Origin of the sequence: Pandoraea sp. PE-S2R-1 (assembly GCF_002179865.1) — a bacterium.
Classification (GTDB): Bacteria; Pseudomonadota; Gammaproteobacteria; order Burkholderiales; family Burkholderiaceae; genus Pandoraea.
In genome coordinates this window covers 954,217-973,885 of sequence record NZ_NGUR01000010.1, presented here as the reverse complement: position 1 = coordinate 973,885, position 19,669 = coordinate 954,217, and the positions used below count along the sequence as shown (strand labels likewise).

Genomic DNA, 19,669 nt, shown 5'->3' with positions numbered 1-19,669 from the left:
GGCTAGGGCCTGTTCCCCCTAGTCCAGATCTGGCATGCGCTTGGCCCGATATTGGGGTCTGGCCGCCAAAATGTCCGGGGGATTGTAGAGGAAATCTCAACGGGCGTGCGCAAAACCGCAAGCCCGGCGCGGCCTCCATCGGTGACTCGGTTCGGCGAGTCAGTTCGGCGACTCAGTTCGGTGAATACGTGAGGCGCACGTAGATCGGCGCGAACGGCTCGGCTTGCGTGATCTCGAGCAGCGACTCGCGCGCCAGCTCCAGCATGGCGATGAAGTTGACCACCACGACCGGCACGCCGCGCCCAACGTCGAACAACTCGCTGAACTCCATGAACCGCGCACCCTGCAAACGCCGCAGAATCTGGCTCATATGCTCGCGAACGGACAACTCTTCGCGCGAAATCCGGTGGTGTTGTACGAGCTTGGCCCGGCGCAGCACTTCGGCCCACGCTGCGCGCAAGTCCTCGGAATCGACATCGGGGAAGCGCGGTTGCAGACTCTGCTCGATGTACACCTGCGAGCGCAGGAAGTCGCGGCCCAGCACCGGCAAGGTGTCGAGCGTCTGCGCAGCCAGCTTCATCTGCTCGTACTCGAGCAGACGGCGCACGAGTTCGGCGCGCGGATCTTCCGCTTCTTCGCCGGTGTCGGCCTTCTTGACCGGCAACAACATGCGCGACTTGATCTCGATGAGCATGGCCGCCATCAGCAGATACTCCGACGCCAACTCCAGGTTGGTGGTGCGGATCTGTTCGACGTAGAGCAGGTACTGCTTGGTCACCTGCGCCATCGGAATGTCCAGCACGTTGAAGTTCTGCTTGCGGATCAGGTACAGCAGCAAGTCGAGCGGACCTTCGAAGGCTTCGAGGAAGATTTCGAGCGCGTCGGGCGGGATGTACAGGTCGTTCGGCATCGCGAACAACGGCTCGCCGTACAGACGTGCCCGCGCAACACCGTCGACGGTGTCGGGCGTGGTGTCCCGCCCTTCGGGCGGCGCCGGCAGTTCTGAGGCTTTGCCTTCGACGGCACCGCTCGCAGCCTTGGGCGGGGCGCCGGTACTGGCGGGCGCCTCGGTCGCGTTCGCCACCTGGGCCACTTCAGCGGCTCCGGCCCCTGCCGTGGAATCGACCGGCGGATCGACGTGCAAAGGCACCGGCGCGGTCTCGGGGACGGGCTCGGGCGTTTGCGACGGATCGTCAGGCGTGGTGTGATTCAACGCGATATAGGGCTGGTGGTGGCAGGCGAGAGGCGCTTGGCGTGACGGGCGATGGCGCTAATAGGCTGTAATGGCCGCGCATCAAGCCCGCCGGCAAGGCTTACTCGCTCTGGTAGACGTACGGCTGTTGGGCCACGCGCGATTGCTGGGCGCGACGGCGCTCTTCCATATCGATCGGTTGCTTGTCCCACAGCAGGGAACGGCCTTGACGCTGCTCGGCTTCCAGCGTCGGCTTCTCGCTCTTCAACTGGTTGATGAATTGGGTGATGTCGGACTCGTACATGATCGGTCTGCGCAAAAATTAGGCAGGCAATTCAGCCTGCAATCAGCAAAGCGGCACAGCCGCAGCCGTGCCAAACGACGCTGATTCTACCGCAAACCGGTCGCCACGCGTCGCTTCGGACCGGTTTGGACCGGTTTGGGCTTCGTGGGTGAAGTGACACCAGGGATATGGTCAAATACGGCAATACGCTTCATGCGCACTGCCCATAAGCATCATCCGAACAGGCCGATATGCCGCACGCCAAAGTATCGGCGGCGGATGCCATGACAATAAGGAAGGTTTTGACCGTCGCACAGATCAAACCCGGCTACGACGCACGCCGTCGGTCGCGCGCGCGCCACGCGCACGCCAAGCGCCAGATGCACCCAATGCGCCGGATGCGTGCCGTATTCGTCGCGCTGGCCTGCGCCCTCGCCCTGCCCACGCTCGCCCGGGCCGACTATCGCGTTCGCGTGGACGCCCCCAATGGCCTCGCCAAACTGTTGAACGCGAATCTCGACCTCGTCCGTTACGCGGACCGAGACGACATCGGCGACGCGCAGTTCGAGCATCTGATCGCCACGGTCGGCGAGCAAATTCAGGAACTCACGTCCACGGAAGGCTACTTTTCGCCGGTCACCCACGTGGACGTGGCCACCATCAACGGCAAGCGCGATGTGCATGTCACGGTCGACTCGGGCCCGCGCACTCATATCAAGGACGTGGACCTGAAGTTCACCGGCCCCATCGCCGAACAAGACCCGCAACGCGTCGAGCAACTGCGCAACGGCTGGGGACTGCCGGTGGACACGCCGTTCCGGCAGGCCGACTGGGACAAGGCGAAGAGCGACACGCTGTTCAATCTCGGCCAGAAGCGCTACCACGCGGCAAAGATGACGTTCTCGCGCGCAGTGGTCGATGCCGATAACGATGCTGCATCGCTCGCGGCCACGTATGACAGCGGCCCGCCGTTCACGCTCGGGCCCCTGATCATCACCGGCACGCGCCGCTACCCGGAGCAGATCATCCGCAATGTGAACCCGCTCTCGGTCGGCGAGGCGTTCGACGCGGGCCGGTTGCAGGAGTTGCAGCGCCAGATTCAGGCGACGCCGTACTTCTCGAACGTGATCATCTCGGTGACGGAAGACCCGGCCAAGGCGGAGAACGCGCCGGTCGAGGTGAGGGTGAACGAATTCCCCACGCAACGCGTGCAAAGCGGTGTGGGCTATACGACGGACACGGGCGGCAGCGTCAATGGCCGCTACTCGTACTACAACGTGTTCGGCAGCGCGTGGACGTTCGACACGCAGGCGCGTCTCGAACAATTCCGGCAGGGCGGTTACGCCGAACTGGCGATGCCCCCGGACCCGGACGCCTACACGAACAGCCTGCGCGGTTCGTACGACCGCACCGACCTGAACGGTCTGGATCAACGTGCGCTGCAAGTCGGCATCAAGCGAGCCCGCTCGCGTGAGCGCTACGACTGGGCCTATTCGCTGGACTTCTATCACACGGATGAACGCCCCGATGGCGGCACGCGCTTCGTCAACAAGGCCCTCGTACCAGCTTTCGCGTGGACGCGGCGCGACGTGGACGACCTGATCTTCCCGCGCGCCGGCAACATCATCAACACGCAGATCGGCTTCGCGGCGAAGCCGGTGCTCACGGATCAGACGTTCGGCCGTGTCTATGGCCGCATTCGCCAGTACTTCCCGGTCGGTCAGCGCGATATCGTGATCGCCCGGCTGGAACTGGGCGCGGTGATCACCAACGGCAACAGCAATCGCATTCCGTCGTCGCTGCTGTTCTTCGCGGGCGGCACGTCGTCGGTTCGCGGTTATACGTACCAGAGCCTCGGGCGGCAGCAGAACGGCACGACGTTCCCAACGAAATACCTCGGCACCGGCAGTCTCGAATATCAACGCTGGTTCACGCGCGATTGGGGCGGTGCGGCCTTCTGGGATGTGGGCACGGCCACCGACGACTATCGTCACCCCACGCCGCTTTATCACGGCGTCGGTCTGGGCGTGCGCTGGCGCAGCCCAGTCGGGCCGGTTAACGTCGATCTCGGCTACGGGGTCAACGATCGTCAGTTCCGGCCGTCGATCTCGCTGGGGGTGGCCTTCTGATGACGACCTTGCCACGCAATTCGATGATGTCTTCGCAGCCACCGGCGGAGCGCGAACCTACGCTTGCCCCTGCCGCGCCATCGGGCGCCGAGGGGGCTGGCGGCACGGGGGGAACGCCGCCGTCGTCCAATCCGCCGCCTTCGTCCCCGCCACCTCGCAGGCGTTGGGGGCGCTGGCTCGCAGGCGTGCTGCTCACGCTGCTGCTGATCGTCGTGCTGGCCATCGGCGCGCTGCTGTGGGCGATGTCCTCAGAGCGCGGCAGCCGCTGGCTCTGGCAGACGGCGGTTTCCTCGCTCGGCGGCAAGCTCGCGGGCGACTGGCGTAGCGGCAGCTTCGCGCATGGCTTCACGGTGAACGACGTGCGGTACATCGACGGCGCTACCCGCGTCACGGTGAGCCGTCTCGAAAGCCGCTGGCAACTGTCGCTGCGTCCGCTGCATTTCACCGTCGACAAGCTGCATGCCGGTGACGTGGCGCTGGCGTTTGCGCCGTCGCCGCCGTCGAACCAACCGACGGTGATGCCGGCCAGCCTGCGCCTGCCACTCGGGCTAGGCCTCACGTTGAACGACGTGCGTGTGGCGAAACTCACGCTCGACTCACCGGCGCTCGTGCTCGACGACATTCGTGTCGCGGCGCGCAGTGACGGCACGCAACACACGGTGCAACTCGAACACCTCGGCACGCCTTATGGCGAAGCCGAAGCGAATCTGCAATTGAACGGACAACGCCCGTTCGCACTCGGCGGCAACATCGGACTGCAAGCGAAGGCGGGGGATATCCCCGTGTCGTTGAAGGCAGACCTGTCGGGGTCGCTCGATGCATTGATCGTCGATCTGGTCGCGACTGGCGAGAAGCTCAACGGTACGGCGCATATTGCGGCGGCGCCGTTCGGTGCGGTGCCGCTGTCGCGGGCGCAGATTGCGCTCGATCACCTGAACCCGCGCGATTTCTCTGCGGGAGCGCCGCAAGCCGATCTCGCCGTGAACGCCGATCTGCGGCCGGCACCGGGGGCCAAGGAGTTCCGCGTGCTGGGGCCGGTCTCGGTGACGAATGCAAAGCCCGGCGCGATCGATGCGGAATTGCTGCCGGTCGAGAGTTTGCGTGCCGAGGTATTGCTCGACGCGACGCGTCAGGCACTCACGGGCATCGAACTGAAGCTCGCCGGACGTGCGCTGCTTACCGGCAGCGGTGACGTGCGTCGCGAGAAGGTTGCCGCCACCGCACCGGCATCGGCACCGGCATCGACATCGACATCGGCGGCCAGCGCAACCACGGCGGCCGCCGATGATGGACCTGCCGAGGCCATGGTCGGCGGCTTTGCGCTGGCGATGCAGGACCTCGATCTGCGCGCGCTCTACGGCAAGTTGCCTGCGACGAAACTCTCCGGGCCGCTTAACATCAAGCTCGACGCCACCGGGCAGCGCATCGTGCTCGACTGGCGAGATGCGACGCGTCGCGTGCTGGCCGACGTCGGTCTCGATGCGAAGGGCACGACGATTCATACCCTTTCGCTCGATGCCGGACAGGGCAAGGTAGCGGCCACCGGTGTGCTGGAGAACGGCGACACTGGCGCGTATCAGGCACAACTCAAGCTGACGCGTTTCGATCCGGCGGCCTGGTATGACCTTTACGACGCCGCGCACGCGAAGAAGGGCGCGGCAAAGCCGCCAGCGGCCAGCGTTACCGGCCAGTTCGACGCGCAGGGCGTGTTGCGGCCCGAGTTGGGCGTGACGCTCAAATTCGCGCTACAGGACAGCATCTACGCCGACCTGCCGATGAGCGGCACGGGCACCGTGAAGGTGGCAGGCAAGCGATTGCTGCCCAGCGATGCCAACTTGCTCGTGGCGGGCAACAAGGTCGCGTTGCGTGGCAGTTTCGGTGCCGCAGGCGACAAGATGGCCGTGAACATCGACGCGCCCTCGCTCGACAAGCTCGGCTTCGGATTAGCGGGACGTCTGCAACTCGACGGACAGGTATCGGGCACGATCGAGCGTCCGGCGGTGGTGGCAACGCTTGCCGCCGACAAACTGGTGTTCGGCGCACAAAAGCTGGATCACCTTGCCGGTAAGGTCGATGTGAGCGGCGGGCTGCCCGGCGCACCGGGCGATCGCCTGAACGTGACGCTCGACGGCAATGGCTTCACGAGCGACGTGGCGCGTCTCGACAAGTTGTCGGTGGCGCTGGCGGGCACGCGGGGGGCCCACACGCTGCATCTGAAGGCCGCAGGCAAGTTGCGCGAAGCACCGCTGGATTTGAACATCGATGCCGCAGGTGCCGTGACCGATACCCGTGGCAAACCGGGCTGGCGCGGCACGATTCAGGCGCTGGAAAACCGGGGCATGCCGAAGCTGACACTCGCTTCGCCGTGGCAGGTCGAAGCGAGCGCCGAGCGCGTGCATCTGGGCGCGGCGAAACTCGTCACGGGCGTCGGCGCGTTGTCGCTGACGAACTTCGATTACGGCGCGGGACAACTGAAGACGGCCGGCACCATCGACACGCTCGACATCGGTCAGGTGTTGCGCGTGGTCGCGACATTCACCGGCGAGCAACCGGCCTTGGCCAGCGATCTGGTGCTCGATGGCAAATGGAATGTGAGCATGGCGCAACGTGCCGACGGTTTCGTCGAAATCGTGCGCCGCAGCGGTGACGTGACGCTGCGCCGTGGGGGCGTCAACGACGATGTGAAGGTCACCATCACCGGCATTCCGGGGCTGAGCGCCGAGAAGGGCGGTATCGGCGCCCGCGTGCCACTGGGCATCTCGGAGATGCGTGCGCGCATCGACTTGTCCGGACAGTCGGCCCGCGCGACGGTGAAGGCGGCGTCGGCGCTGATCGGTACGCTCGACGCCGACGTGCAGACGGGCCTGCGTGTGGCCGACGGCATTCCGAGTCTGCCGGACGACGCGCCGCTCACCGGCCGTGTGGCGATGGTCATTCCCGACATTTCGAAGTTCGAGAATCTGGCCGGCGCGCAGTTTGCCTTCAAGGGCCGCGCTAACTTACAGATGACGCTGGCGGGCACGGTGGCGAAACCGCGTCCAACGGGGGAACTGACCGCCGACGACTTGTCGGTGCAGATGTTCGATACGGGTGTGAGCGTGAAGGATGGCCACGTGCGCATCGGCCTCACCCCGACGGAGATCGTCCTGCGCGATGTGGTCTTCACCGGCGGTGGCGGCGGTACGGCACGCGCCACGGGCGGTATTCGAATCGACACGCCCGAGCCGACGCTGGGCATCACGCTCGCGGCCGACAAGCTGCAACTGTTTGCGGCTCCCGATCGCCAGCTCTCGCTTACGGGCGATGCGAAGGCGGTGGGCAGTGGCGACACGATGTCGGTGACCGGCAAGTTCACGGTCGATCGTGCTCGCTTCGCATTGCCGCCAACGAGTGCGCCGAAGCTGGGGGATGACGTACTCGTCGTGCGCGGCGGCGCGCAGTCGCGCAGCAAGCCGCTCGATCCGAAGGAAGAGGCCGCGCGCATCAGTGCGAAACCCGCGAGCCGCTTCTCGCCGCGGATCGATATCGAACTGAATCTGGGCCGCGATTTCCGCTTTGTCGGCGCAGGGGCGGATCTGCTGTTGCGCGGTAGCATGCACGTGCAGAGCGCGCCGCTGGCGCCGATGCGTGCCACGGGCACGATCACGGTGGCCGAGGGCACCTACGAAGCGTTTGACCGCAAGCTCGCCATCGAGCGCGGTCAGATCAACTTCGTTGGCCCGCTCGACAACCCGGACCTCTACATTCAGGCCATGCGCCGCAATCAGGAGGTGGCGGCGGGCGTGCTGGTGACGGGCACGGTGCGCCAGCCGCGCGTGTCGCTGGTGTCGGAGCCGAGTGTGTCGGACGAAGAAAAGCTCTCGTGGCTGATGTTCGGCCATGGACCGGATGGCGCGGGTCTGGGGCAGCGTCAGGCGATGGCCGGTGCAGCAACGGTGCTGCTCGGCGCGACGGGCGGCAAGCGCATCATCAAGGATCTGGGGATCGACGAATTCAGCATCGGCACCAGTGAGTCGGGCCTGTCGGACGACGAGCAGGTGGTGAAGGTGGGCAAGGCGATCTCGGACAACTTCGCGCTCGGTTTCGAGCAAGGACTGACGAGCTCGGCGAGTATCGTGAAGATCACGTGGCAGGTGTCGCGCCGCTGGCAATTGGCGCTGCGCACCGGTTCGCTGTCGGGCTTCGACGTGCTGTTCAACCGCCGTTTCGATTGATGTCCGTGTGGGCACCGAGGCAAAGCAAAGCGGCAGCGGTGAGCGCACGGCGCAACGTAGAAGAGGGAGGTGCCATCGATGATGACGTCGCGTAATTCGATTCAACCGGCGCAGGGTCTGCGCCGCAGCGTTCGTTGGGGAGTCGCCATGGGATTGTTCGCGAGTCTGCTGGGCCTGTTCGGCTGCGATCAGCAGCAAATCGACAAGGTGCGCGAGAAAGCGCGCGATACGTTCAATGCCGTCAAACCCGACGACATGCTGCTGCGCGATCTCAAGCCGGGTGTCACGACCGAGACGCAGGTGCGCGATCAGATGGGCAAGCCCGAGATCGTGTGGGAGAACAGCGACGGCTCGCGCCGGCTGGAGTACCCACGCGCGCCCGGCGGCTTGCGGACGTACATGGTCGATATCGCGCCCGACGGCAAGCTGCGCGCCGTCACGCAGGCGCTGACAGCAGAGAACTTCGAACAGGTGCAGCCGGGGATGTCGCAGGACGACGTGCGGCGATTGCTCGGCAAGCCGACCACGGTCGCGGAGTACCGGCTCAAGAAGGAAGTGGTGTGGAGCTGGCGTTGGCTCGAAGACGGTGTGAATACGGCGGGCATGTTCAACGCCCACTTCGGCCCGGACGGCCGGGTGACGGTGACGTCACGCTCGCCCGACCCGGCGTCGGAACGGCCTTGAGGGCAGGGGGATCGAGATGGGTTGATCCGCTCGATCCGCCCGATCCTGTTATTGCGCTGCGTCCGCCGGAGTCGCGTCGCTCACTTACTCCGGCGTGGACTGTGCAGGTTGCACCGGCGCCGAGGCATGACGATGGCGATGCGTCACCATTCGCTCATGCAGGCGCACGATGATCTTGCTGCCGGTCTTCTCGAAGGCGAACGGCAGCAGCGCATGCACAAGACACGCAAGCCCGGCGCCGAGCAACGGCAACGCGAACGAGACGGCAGAGCCCATATGCTGGGCGTAGTTTTCGCCGACGGAAGCGGGGTGTTCGGTAAAGATTTTCATGGCATCGCCCGTTTTCGAAATGTCAGGCCAGTCTACCGGGCAGTCACAGGTAAAGGCTTTTAAAGTTTGGCTCAAATCGAGTAGGATTGAGAAAATTTTTCCCTTTATGTGGCAATTATGGATAAAACTGATCTAGCGATTCTCGAAAATCTGCAAGTGGATGCCTCGCGTTCGCTGGGCGAGCTGGCCGAAGCCGTGCATCTGTCGCCCACACCTTGCTGGCGGCGCGTGCAGCGCCTGCGCGAGAACGGTGTGATCACCGGGCAGGTCACGCTGTGCGACCCGCAGCAACTCGATCTGCGCGTCACGGCGTTCGTGTTCATCAAGGCCGCGACACACAGCGAAGAGTGGATGGTGCGGTTTGTCTCCGGCGCGCGCGAACTCCCGGAAATCGTCGAGATTCACCGCATGGCGGGGGACATCGACTATCTGCTCAAGGTGTATCTCCCCGATATCGCCGCCTACGATCGTTTCTACAAGAAGCTCATCCGCGTGGCCGATTTGCAGGACATCAGCGCCAGTTTCTCGATGGAGACGGTGAAATTCACCACGGCGTTGCCAGTGGAGCATTTGCGCTAGGCGGCGCTTGCCTTGCTCACGCGAGCGGCTTGACCGGAAATACCGACATGGCTCAAAACATCTACGACAACCCGGATTTCTTTACGGGCTACAGCCAGTTACCCCGGCAAGTGCTGGGGCTCGACGGCGCGCCCGAGTGGCCGGCCATCCGGGCAATGCTGCCGGACCTGCGCGGCAAGCGCGTGGTCGATCTTGGCTGTGGTTTCGGCTGGGCCTCGCGCTGGATGCGCGCGCAAGGGGCGGCGTCGGTACTCGGGCTCGATCTGTCGCAGAACATGATCGCGCGGGCGAGGGCCGATACACCTGACCCTGTGATCGAATACCGCATTGCCGACCTCGATACGCTCGATCTCCCCGCGTTGGCCTTTGATGTCGCCTACAGCGCATTGACCTTTCACTACGTTCGCGATTTCGACCGTCTGGTAACGCATCTTCATCAGTCGCTCGGGCCCGGCGGACATCTCGTGTTCACCATCGAACATCCGATTTTCATGGCGGCAGCCTATCCCCATTGGCTGGCCGATGAGGACGGGCGCAAGACGTGGCCGGTGAACGGTTACAGCATTGAGGGTGAACGCCGCACCGACTGGTTTGCCAAGGGCGTGCTGAAGTATCACCGTATGCTCGGCACGACGCTGAACGCGCTGATGCGTGCGGGCTTTCAGTTGCAGCGGGTGGAGGAGTTTGCGCCGACGCCTGAGCAGATCCAGCAGATGCCTGCGTTGGCCGAGGAACTGGAGCGCCCCATGATGCTGATGGTCTCAGCGCATAAGTAGTTTTGCCTTGGCAGGCGAGGGGTCATGTCGCCTGCGACGGCGCCCCAAAAGACTTCACCCCAAGGCCGGGATGATCTCCGGCGCTTGGGGTGGCGGGTACTACAGTGTTGCGGCGACTGCGCGCGTGCTTACTTCACGCGCATGCCCGGCTTGGCACCGTCGTGCGGTTCGAGAATGTAGATGCCCGGCTCGGCCTTCTCGTTCGCGGCCGACGCTGCGAGCACCATCCCTTCCGACAGACCGAACTTCATTTTGCGCGGGGCCAGGTTGGCCACCATGACGGTGAGCTTGCCGACCAGCGCTTCCGGTTGCGGATACGCCGACTTGATGCCCGAGAAGACGTTGCGCGTCTGGGCTTCACCCACATCCAGCGTGAGTTGCAGCAGCTTGTCCGAACCTTCCACGGCCTGACAGGCAACGATGCGTGCGATGCGCAGATCGATCTTGGCGAAGTCGTCGATGGTGATGACGCCGTCGTCTGCCGCCGCCGGCGCGGTTGTGGCGGCTTTGTCCTTGCCCTTCGCCTTGCTCGCGTCAGCAGACGCTGCGGCCGGGGCCGCCGTCGCTTGCAGCGAATCGCGGTTGGCGGCAACCAGTGCCTCGACCTGCTTGCCTTCGACACGCGTCATCAGGTGCTTGTAAGCCGTGATGGCGCTGGCCGAGGTCAGCGGCGTGGCGACGTCCTGCCACGTTTGCGGGGCAATGCTCAGGAACTGCTCGACCGCCGCAGCCGTCGTCGGCAACACGGGCTTGAGATACAGCGTGAGCAGACGGAAGGCTTCCAGACACACCGAGCAGGCTTCATGCAGCGCGCCCGCTTGTGCCGGGTCCTTCGCCAGATCCCACGGCTTGACCGTGTCGACGTAGCCGTTCACGGCGTCTGCCTGTTCCATCACCAGACGCAGGGCCTTGCCGAATTCACGCGCTTCGTAATGTGCGGCGATCTGCGGCGCCACGCCGCGCAACTGCACGAGCAGCGGCGCTTGCATGGCGTCAGCCGAGATGCGGCCGTCGAAACGCTTGAGCAGGAAGCCTGCGGCGCGGCTGGCGATGTTCACGTACTTGCCGACCAGATCGCTGTTCACGCGCGCGATGAAGTCACCGAGGTTCAGGTCGATGTCTTCCATCGTGTTGCCGAGCTTGGCGCCGATGTAATAGCGCAGCCACTCCGGGTTCAGACCCGTGTCGATGAAGCTTTGGGCGGTGATGAACGTACCGCGCGACTTCGACATCTTCTGGCCATCGACCGTCAGGAAGCCGTGGGCAAACACGTTGGTCGGCGTGCGATGGCCAGAGAATTCGAGCATCGCCGGCCAGAACAGCGTGTGGAAGTACAGGATGTCCTTGCCGATGAAGTGGTACTGCTCGGTGGTCGAGCCCGGCTTGACCCACTCGTCGAAGTTCAGGCCACGCTGGGCGCACAGGTTCTTGAAGCTGGCGTAGTAGCCGACCGGTGCATCGAGCCAGACGTAGAAATACTTGCCGGGCGCGCCCGGGATCTCGAAACCGAAATACGGCGCATCGCGCGAAATATCCCAGTCGGCCAGCGTCGACTCACCGTCTTCGCCCAGCCATTCCTTCATCTTGTTCGCGGCTTCCGGCTGGGCGAGACCCGCCACCCACTTGCGCAGGAACTGCTCGCAGCGCGGGTCCGACAGCTTGAAGAAGTAGTGCGTCGAGGTCTTGCGCACGGGCGTAGCGCCTGAAACCACCGAGTACGGGTTGAGCAGGTCGGTCGGCGCATAGGTCGAGCCGCACACTTCGCACGAGTCGCCGTACTGGTCTTTGGCACCGCACTTCGGGCATTCGCCCTTGATGAAGCGGTCCGGCAGGAACATTTCCTTGACCGGGTCATACGCCTGTTCGATATCGCGCGCCTCGATCAGCCCCTGTTCCTTGAGCGCCAGATAGACGTTTTCGGACAGTTCGCGGTTTTCTTCGGAATCCGTCGAATAGTAGTTATCGAACGAGATGCCAAAGCTGTCGAAATCGCGCTTGTGTTCTTTCCAGACGCGCTCGATCAGTTGCTTGGGCGTGAGGCCTTCCTTTTCGGCACGCAGCATGACCGGCGTGCCGTGCGTGTCGTCCGCCCCCACGTAGTACACCTCATGGCCCTGCATCCGCATGTACCGCACCCAGATATCTGTCTGGATATATTCCACCAGGTGACCGATGTGAATCTGGCCATTGGCGTACGGCAGGGCGGAGGTGACAAGAATGCGGCGGGACATGGAGTTTGCGTGTGGGTAGTAGTGGCGGGGAAAGGACGATTCTAGCAGGCGTGGCGCGTTGCCGCCCAAACGGGGTCACTTGGCGGGAATAATGGGCAGTTTGTTGGGCGATTCCGAGGACTGTCAGGTGTCACGTGGCGGCGATGCCCGATGCGCTCGGCGCGGCAACGGCATGAGGCCTCAAAAGCGTTCGGCCAAAAAAAAGCCGGAACCAGGTTCCGGCATAACTAGGCACACGTAACGTCAATAACAAAGAGGAGATGGAAGCGCCCACGGTAGGCACTTCCGAAGGGTCAGAGCGACGTGAAGCGGGATTAGTTCAACCGATGTGCCAACTTTTTGATGCTGCGGCGCAACATGCAGTTGGCACATCATCGGTCACACCGCCCCGATCGTGTGGATCAGCGCGGGGCCTGTTGCTGCGGTGCTTGCAGCAGGATTTCGACGCGGCGGTTCTGCGCGCGGCCTTCGGCCGTGGCATCCGATGCGACCGGCTGGCTCGACGCCACGCCCACGCCCTGCAAACGGTTCGCGGCAACACCGCGGCTCGTCAGGAACTGGATGACAGCGTTGGCGCGGTTCTGCGACAGCGGGATATTGATGCGGTCGCCACCGGTGCTGTCGGTGTGCCCGATCACACGTGCGGTGATGCCCGGGTTCTGATTGAGCGAGTTGGCCAGGTCGGTCAGCACGGCAGCAAAGTTAGGCTTGATGGCGTACTGGTTGGTGTCGAACGTCACGTCGCTCGGCACGTTGACCTGGAGCTGGCCGTCCGGGCGTTCGGTAATTTGCGTGCCGGTGCCGGCCGTGTGGCCGCCCAGCGTGTTCTTGATGGACTGCCAGTTGTAACCGGCTGCACCGCCGGCGGCGGCACCTACCGCAGCGCCGATCAGCGTGCCCGTCGTGTTGCCACCGATGAGGTTACCCAGACCCGCCCCGACCGCCGCGCCGACGCCGGTACCGACCGCCGTGTTGGTGCCCTGCGGCGTCTGGCAGCCAGCCAGCATGGCGGCGGCAACCAGGACAAGCGCCGAAGCGCGCAGAGTGTTCTTATTCATATAAGGCTCCTTCTCGATTAGCTTGCTGTGATGAGACACACGTGAGCACTTCGCGGAAGCACGCGCGCCTGGCATGGGTTTTGACGCCAGCCGGCGCGACGTCTTTTACAATAGTGCCGAGTGTCAACCGCTGGCAAGGACAGATTGCCGCGGTGACTGGTTCCCCAAAACACGTGCGCCTCGCATGCTAATCGAGAGCGCGCGCCACGGATGTTACAAGTTGTTAGCGATGCGCCGGCCCGTCCGCGTGCCGCTACAGAGCGAGAGACCGACATGGAAGTAGCGCAAATCAACGACGTACTGCGAGGCATCGTCGACCCCGATACGGGGCTGGATCTGGTCGCCGGCAAGTACGTGAAACGAGTCGACGCCGAGCACGGCCATGTCGGCATCGCCATCGAATTCGGTTACCCGGCGAAAAGTCAGTTCGAAGCCATGCGCACGCGCATCACCGACGCCGTCGGCAAACTGCCCGGGGTAGAGCGGGTTGCTGTCGAAATCAGCCAGAAGATTGTCGCGCACGCCGTTCAGCGTGGCGTCAAGCTCCTTCCCAATGTGAAAAACATTGTGGCGGTTGCCTCGGGCAAGGGCGGTGTGGGCAAAAGCACCACGGCGGTCAACCTGGCGCTCGCGCTGGCGGCCGAAGGGGCGAATGTCGGGATTCTGGATGCCGACATCTACGGCCCGTCGCTGCCCACGCTGCTGGGCATTCACGGCAAGCCCGAGTCGAAAGACGGCAAGTCGCTCGAACCGATGGTCGGCCACGGCTTGCAGGCCAGCTCCATCGGCTTTCTGATCGAGCCGGACAACCCCATGGTGTGGCGCGGCCCGATGGTGACGCAGGCGCTGGAGCAACTGCTCAACCAGACCAACTGGAAGGATCTCGACTACCTGATCGTCGACATGCCGCCGGGCACGGGCGACATCCAGCTCACGCTGGCGCAGAAGGTGCCGGTCACGGGCGCGGTCATCGTGACGACCCCGCAGGACCTGGCGCTGCTCGACGCGCGCAAGGGTCTCAAGATGTTCGAGAAGGTTGGCGTCCCGATTTTGGGGCTGATCGAGAACATGAGCCTGCATATCTGCTCGAACTGCGGTCATGAAGAGCCGATCTTCGGCGTGGGCGGCGGCGAGCGCATGAGCCACGACTTCGACGTCGATCTGCTGGGCAAGCTGCCGCTGGAAATGAGCATCCGCGTGCACGCGGACGCCGGCATGCCAAGCGTGGTGGGCGATCCGGACGGCCGCGTCGCCGAGCTGTACAAGGCCATCGCCCGCAAGGTCGCGGTGAAAATCGCGTCGAAACAGAAGGACATGACGAGCAAGTTCCCGTCGATCGTCGTTCAGAACACGTAAGCGGGTTGACGGCACAGGTTGACTGCACAGGTTGATTGCACAGGCTAACTGCGCGGGCTGTTGGCGCGGGCTGCCGGGCGGTGCGTGTGAAAAAATCACCGCACCGCAACAATCGCGTAAAATACGCCCACTTTTTACGTACTACCCGAGTTCAGGCCCACACATGAGCATCAAGTCCGATAAATGGATCCGGCGAATGGCCGAAGCGCACGGCATGATCGAGCCCTTCGAGCCGACGCAGATCCGCTATTCCCAGGACGGGCAGAAGATCGTCAGCTACGGCACGTCGAGTTACGGCTACGACATCCGCTGTGCGCCTGAATTCAAGGTCTTCACGAACATCAATTCGACGATCGTCGACCCGAAGAACTTCGACGAGAAGTCTTTTGTCGACATCGAGAGCGATGTTTGCATCATTCCGCCGAACTCGTTCGCGCTGGCCCGCACCGTCGAGTACTTCCGCATTCCGCGCAGTGTGCTCACCGTGTGTCTGGGCAAATCGACGTATGCCCGCTGCGGCATCATCGTGAACGTGACGCCGTTCGAACCCGAATGGGAGGGCTACGTGACCCTGGAATTCTCGAACACGACGCCGCTGCCGGCCAAGATCTACGCCAACGAAGGCGTCGCTCAGGTGCTGTTCTTCGAGTCCGACGAAGTCTGCGAGACCTCGTACAAGGACCGCGGCGGAAAGTATCAAGGACAGCGTGGTGTCACGCTGCCGAAAACCTAGCCCATTACGCTAGTGACTCGCCGCCGGTGAGCATCCTCTCTATTGCACTGCCCAAGAGCCACGGCCATGTCGGACCGTGGCTCGTTCTTTTGTCGAAGGAACGCCAATGAAATTCCGTTTTCCGATCGTCATCATTGACGAGGACTTCCGCTCCGAAAATATCTCCGGATCCGGGATTCGTTCTTTGGCGGAGGCCATCGAAGCCGAGGGCATGGAGGTCAATGGCCTGACGAGCTACGGCGATCTGACGTCGTTCGCGCAACAGGCCAGCCGCGCGTCGAGCTTCATCCTGTCGATCGACGACGATGAATTCGGTACGTTCTCGAGCGAATCGGGCGGTGAAGGCGAGGGCGAGTTGGCGCTGGCCATCATCAACCTGCGCGCATTCGTGCAGGAAGTGCGCCGCCGCAATCCGGACATTCCGATTTTCCTGTACGGCGAGACGCGCACGTCGCGTCACATTCCGAACGACATCCTGCGCGAGTTGCACGGCTTCATTCACATGTTCGAAGACACGCCCGAGTTCGTGGCGCGTCACATCATCCGTGAAGCCAAGTCGTACCTCGACTCGCTGCCGCCGCCGTTCTTCCGTTCGCTCACGCACTACGCGGCCGACGGTTCGTACTCGTGGCACTGCCCGGGGCACTCGGGCGGTGTGGCGTTCCTGAAGAGCCCGGTGGGCCAGATGTTCCACCAGTTCTTCGGCGAAAACATGCTGCGCGCCGACGTCTGCAACGCGGTGGAAGAACTCGGTCAGCTGCTCGATCACAATGGCCCCGTGGGCGCGTCGGAGCGCAATGCCGCGCGCATCTTCAACGCGGACCATCTGTTCTTCGTGACCAACGGCACGTCGACGTCGAACAAGATCGTCTGGCACGCGACCGTTGCGCCGGGCGACATCGTCGTGGTCGACCGTAACTGCCACAAGTCGATCCTGCACGCGATCACGATGACGGGCGCCGTGCCGGTGTTCCTCACGCCGACGCGTAATCACCTCGGCATCATCGGCCCGATTCCGAAGTCGGAATTCGACCCCGAAGTGATTCGCGCGAAGATCGAAGCCAACCCGTTCGCCCGCGAAGTGCTGGAGCGCGACCCGAATGCCAAGCCGCGCATCCTGACGATCACGCAAAGCACGTATGACGGCGTGATCTACAACGTCGAGATGATCAAGGAAGTGCTGGGCAACACGATCGATACGCTGCACTTCGACGAAGCCTGGCTGCCGCACGCGACGTTCCACGAGTTTTATCGCGACATGCACGCCATCGGCGAAGGCCGTCCGCGCTCGTCGGAAGCGACCATTTACGCCACGCACTCCACGCACAAGCTGCTCGCGGGTATCTCGCAGGCCTCGCAGATCGTGGTGCAAGAAGCGGACACGCGCAATTTCGATACGTACCGCTTCAACGAGGCGTATCTGATGCACACGTCGACGTCGCCGCAGTACGCCATCATCGCCTCGTGCGACGTGGCGGCCGCGATGATGGAGCCGCCGGGCGGCACGGCGCTCGTGGAAGAGTCGATCGTCGAGGCGCTCGACTTCCGCCGCGCCATGCGCAAGGTGGCGAACGAGTACGGCGATTCGTGGTGGTTCTCGGTCTGGGGCCCGGACAATCTGGGCGACGAAGGCACGATTCAGCGCGACGACTGGGTGCTGCGCGCGAACGAGCGCTGGCACGGCTTCGGCGATCTGGCCGAAGGCTTCAACATGCTCGACCCGATCAAGGCGACGATCATCACGCCGGGGCTGGACGTGGACGGCGAGTTCGGCGAGTCGGGTATTCCGGCCGCCATCGTCACCAAGTACCTGGCCGAGCACGGCATCATCGTCGAGAAGACCGGTCTGTATTCGTTCTTCATCATGTTCACGATCGGTATCACCAAGGGCCGCTGGAACTCGATGGTGACCGAGCTGCAACAGTTCAAGGACGACTACGATCACAACCGTCCGCTGTGGCGCGTGCTGCCCGAGTTCGTGGCGAAATTCCCGCGTTACGAGCGTATCGGTCTGCGCGACCTGTGCGATCAGATTCACAGCGTGTACAAGGCCAACGACGTGGCGCGCGTGACGACCGAGATGTATCTCTCGGACATGCAGCCGGCGATGAAGCCGACCGATGCGTTCTCGAAGCTGGCGCACCGCCAGATCGACCGCGTGTCGATCGACGAACTCGAAGGGCGCGTGACCAGCGTGCTGCTTACGCCGTACCCGCCGGGCATTCCGCTGCTGATTCCGGGCGAGCGCTTCAACGCCGCGATCATCGAGTACCTGCGCTTCGCCCGTGACTTCAACGAGCGTTTCCCGGGCTTCCACACCGATATTCACGGTCTGGTGGTCGAAGAGGTCGACGGCCGTCCGGAGTACTTCGTGGACTGCGTGCGTCAGGACGCCAGTTAATCGGCAATTGCCCTGAACGCCCCGTGCTCGTGCACGGGGCTGTGATGGCACTCACAACACCCTGCGAGCCACGTGGTTCGCAGGGTGTTGTCGTTTTGGGCCGCCTCCGAGGTGACTTTCTGGGTGACTTCCCGGGTGACTTCCGAGATGTGCCGTTACGCGCCATACGCCGCTTTCTCGCATCGCAACTTGCGGATATCGCCCAAACGAGTGTCTCGGCGTTGCCCGTATGTTCCCAATGTCGGCCAAACCCCGGCGAGATGCCGGGAAAACGATGGCAAAGTCCACGATCCCGGTGTAAATCGATGGCGTTAAGGGTATGCTTGGTCGTCCTATTTTTGGGAAATTACCCAAGAAAGTGACGTAATCCCGTTGCTAAACTCGTCGGTTTTCGGATGTCGGAGGGGGATCATGGGCGTTACGGGACAACTGGTCTTCAGCAATTACGGCACGCTCGTCTGCGCCACGCTGGTGCTGCTGCTTGGGCGCAAGCTGGTCGAATGGATCGGGCCGCTTCGCACCTACAGCATTCCCGAGCCTGTCGCGGCGGGCCTGCTGGTGGCGTTCACCACACTAGCCCTGCGTCAATTCGGGCACTTCGAACTGAAGTTCGATACCTCGTTGCAAACCCCGCTGATGCTGGCGTTTTTCGCGACCATCGGGCTTTCTGCCAATTTGGCGAGCCTGCGGGCTGGCGGGCGTACGCTGGGACTGTTCCTCGCGGTCGTGGTGGGCATGCTGGTCATGCAGAACACGATCGGTGTCGGCCTGGCCATGCTGCTTGGGCTGCCGCCCGGCGTGGGCCTGCTGGGCGGGTCGATCACGCTGGCGGGTGGTCATGGCACCGGTGCCGCGTGGGGGCACGTCATGGCGGAGCGCTACGGCGTGCAGTCTGCCGCCGAAATCGCGATGGCTTGTGCCACGTTCGGGCTGGTGCTTGGCGGTCTGCTCGGCGGGCCGGTGGCAAGGTATCTTGTCGGCCGTCTGGGGCGCTATGGCGCGCAGGTGCCCGGCTCGGATACCTCGACGTCAGCCCCGGCGCCGGAAGGCTTCGAGCAGCCGCATACGGTTCGCCTGATCACCGCGCAGGCATTGATCGAAACGGTGGCCATGATTGCGATCTGCCTGTTGGGCGGCGAAGTCATCGCGGCGTTGTTGTCGGGCACGGCCTTCGAGTTGCCCACCTTCGTGTGTGTGCTGTTCACGGGCGTGGTGGTGCGCAACGCGCTGGCGCTGGTCGGCTACGAGGTGTTCGACCGGTCGCTATCGGTACTCGGGAACGTGAGCCTGTCGCTGTTCCTGGCGATGGCGCTGATGGCCCTGCGGCTGTGGGATCTGTCGACGCTGGCGGTGCCGATGATCGTGATTCTGACCGTGCAGGTGGTGGCGATGGGCGCTTACGCTATCTTCGTGACGTTCCGCGTGATGGGGCGCAACTACGATGCCGCGGTGCTGGCGGCCGGCCATTGCGGCTTCGGACTGGGTGCGACGCCGACGGCCATCGCGAACATGCAGGCGGTGACCGAACGCTTCGGGCCGTCGCATCTGGCCTTCCTGATCGTGCCGATGGTGGGGGCGTTCTTCATCGATATCGTCAACGCCATCGTCATCAAGGGCTTTCTGTCGTTACCGATCTTCTGATCGAGACAGTTGCAAAGTCGTACGGACAAAGAAAAAGCCACCCGAATCGGGTGGCTTTTTCG

The 19,669-nt window shown here is 63.5% G+C and carries 14 protein-coding genes; 9 read left to right on the top strand and 5 right to left on the bottom strand.

The features are described from left to right. Window positions 1-172: 172 nt before the first annotated feature. Both CDV44_RS14710 and CDV44_RS14705 read right to left on the bottom strand, forming a co-directional pair. A complete protein-coding gene (locus tag CDV44_RS14710) occupies window positions 173-1,000 on the bottom strand; it encodes a ScpA family protein (RefSeq protein WP_087688786.1) in 828 nt (275 codons plus the stop codon). A 313-nt stretch (window positions 1,001-1,313) separates the two neighbouring features. After that, entirely contained in the window at window positions 1,314-1,496 is a 183-nt protein-coding gene (locus CDV44_RS14705) for a DUF3460 family protein (RefSeq protein WP_058375446.1), read from the bottom strand. A 359-nt stretch (window positions 1,497-1,855) separates the two neighbouring features. Here CDV44_RS14705 and CDV44_RS14700 point away from each other — a divergent pair, with 359 nt between their 5' ends. The 3 genes from CDV44_RS14700 (at window position 1,856) to bamE (ending at window position 8,502) form a co-directional block, all read left to right on the top strand. Further along, complete coding sequence (locus CDV44_RS14700) at window positions 1,856-3,604, top strand: autotransporter assembly complex family protein (protein WP_371328768.1); 1,749 nt, start codon at window positions 1,856-1,858, stop codon at window positions 3,602-3,604. Between the two features lie 23 nt (window positions 3,605-3,627). Then, window positions 3,628-7,818 carry a translocation/assembly module TamB domain-containing protein gene (locus CDV44_RS14695; RefSeq protein WP_170935991.1) on the top strand — a complete coding sequence of 1,397 codons (4,191 nt, stop codon included), beginning with the start codon at window positions 3,628-3,630 and terminating at the stop codon, window positions 7,816-7,818. Between the two features lie 147 nt (window positions 7,819-7,965). After that, window positions 7,966-8,502, top strand: coding sequence for an outer membrane protein assembly factor BamE (gene bamE, locus CDV44_RS14690; RefSeq protein ID WP_058379795.1), 537 nt, complete (start codon window positions 7,966-7,968; stop codon window positions 8,500-8,502). Between the two features lie 84 nt (window positions 8,503-8,586). On the opposite strand, the gene CDV44_RS14685 is transcribed toward bamE, so the two are convergent. Next, a complete protein-coding gene (locus tag CDV44_RS14685; RefSeq protein ID WP_087688639.1) occupies window positions 8,587-8,832 on the bottom strand; it encodes a DUF6356 family protein in 246 nt (81 codons plus the stop codon). A gap of 117 nt (window positions 8,833-8,949) precedes the next feature. Between CDV44_RS14685 and CDV44_RS14680 the strand changes: the two genes are divergently transcribed. Continuing rightward, a complete protein-coding gene (locus CDV44_RS14680; protein WP_058375442.1) occupies window positions 8,950-9,411 on the top strand; it encodes an Lrp/AsnC family transcriptional regulator in 462 nt (153 codons plus the stop codon). Between the two features lie 47 nt (window positions 9,412-9,458). Next, the gene (locus CDV44_RS14675; RefSeq protein WP_087688638.1) at window positions 9,459-10,187 is read left to right on the top strand and encodes a bifunctional 2-polyprenyl-6-hydroxyphenol methylase/3-demethylubiquinol 3-O-methyltransferase UbiG; all 729 of its coding nucleotides are present in this window, start codon (window positions 9,459-9,461) and stop codon (window positions 10,185-10,187) included. 128 nt (window positions 10,188-10,315) lie between these two features. Here CDV44_RS14675 and metG read toward each other — a convergent pair whose 3' ends face one another. Continuing rightward, window positions 10,316-12,418, bottom strand: coding sequence for a methionine--tRNA ligase (metG, locus tag CDV44_RS14670; RefSeq protein WP_087688637.1), 2,103 nt, complete (start codon window positions 12,416-12,418; stop codon window positions 10,316-10,318). A 401-nt stretch (window positions 12,419-12,819) separates the two neighbouring features. Beyond that, a complete protein-coding gene (locus CDV44_RS14665; RefSeq protein ID WP_087688636.1) occupies window positions 12,820-13,476 on the bottom strand; it encodes an OmpA family protein in 657 nt (218 codons plus the stop codon). Window positions 13,477-13,686: 210 nt separating this feature from the next. On the opposite strand from CDV44_RS14665, the gene apbC reads away from it, so the two are divergent. The 4 genes from apbC (at window position 13,687) to gltS (ending at window position 19,607) form a co-directional block, all read left to right on the top strand. Further along, on the top strand, window positions 13,687-14,832 hold the full coding sequence (apbC, locus tag CDV44_RS14660; RefSeq protein ID WP_087688635.1) for an iron-sulfur cluster carrier protein ApbC: 1,146 nt from the start codon (window positions 13,687-13,689) through the stop codon (window positions 14,830-14,832). Between the two features lie 163 nt (window positions 14,833-14,995). Then, window positions 14,996-15,565 (top strand): dCTP deaminase, encoded by a 570-nt coding sequence (gene dcd, locus CDV44_RS14655; RefSeq protein ID WP_087688634.1) that lies wholly within the window; start codon window positions 14,996-14,998, stop codon window positions 15,563-15,565. A gap of 106 nt (window positions 15,566-15,671) precedes the next feature. After that, a complete protein-coding gene (locus CDV44_RS14650; RefSeq protein WP_087688633.1) occupies window positions 15,672-17,966 on the top strand; it encodes an arginine/lysine/ornithine decarboxylase in 2,295 nt (764 codons plus the stop codon). Window positions 17,967-18,377: 411 nt separating this feature from the next. Continuing rightward, complete coding sequence (gene gltS, locus CDV44_RS14645) at window positions 18,378-19,607, top strand: sodium/glutamate symporter (RefSeq protein WP_087688632.1); 1,230 nt, start codon at window positions 18,378-18,380, stop codon at window positions 19,605-19,607. Window positions 19,608-19,669 lie beyond the last annotated feature (62 nt).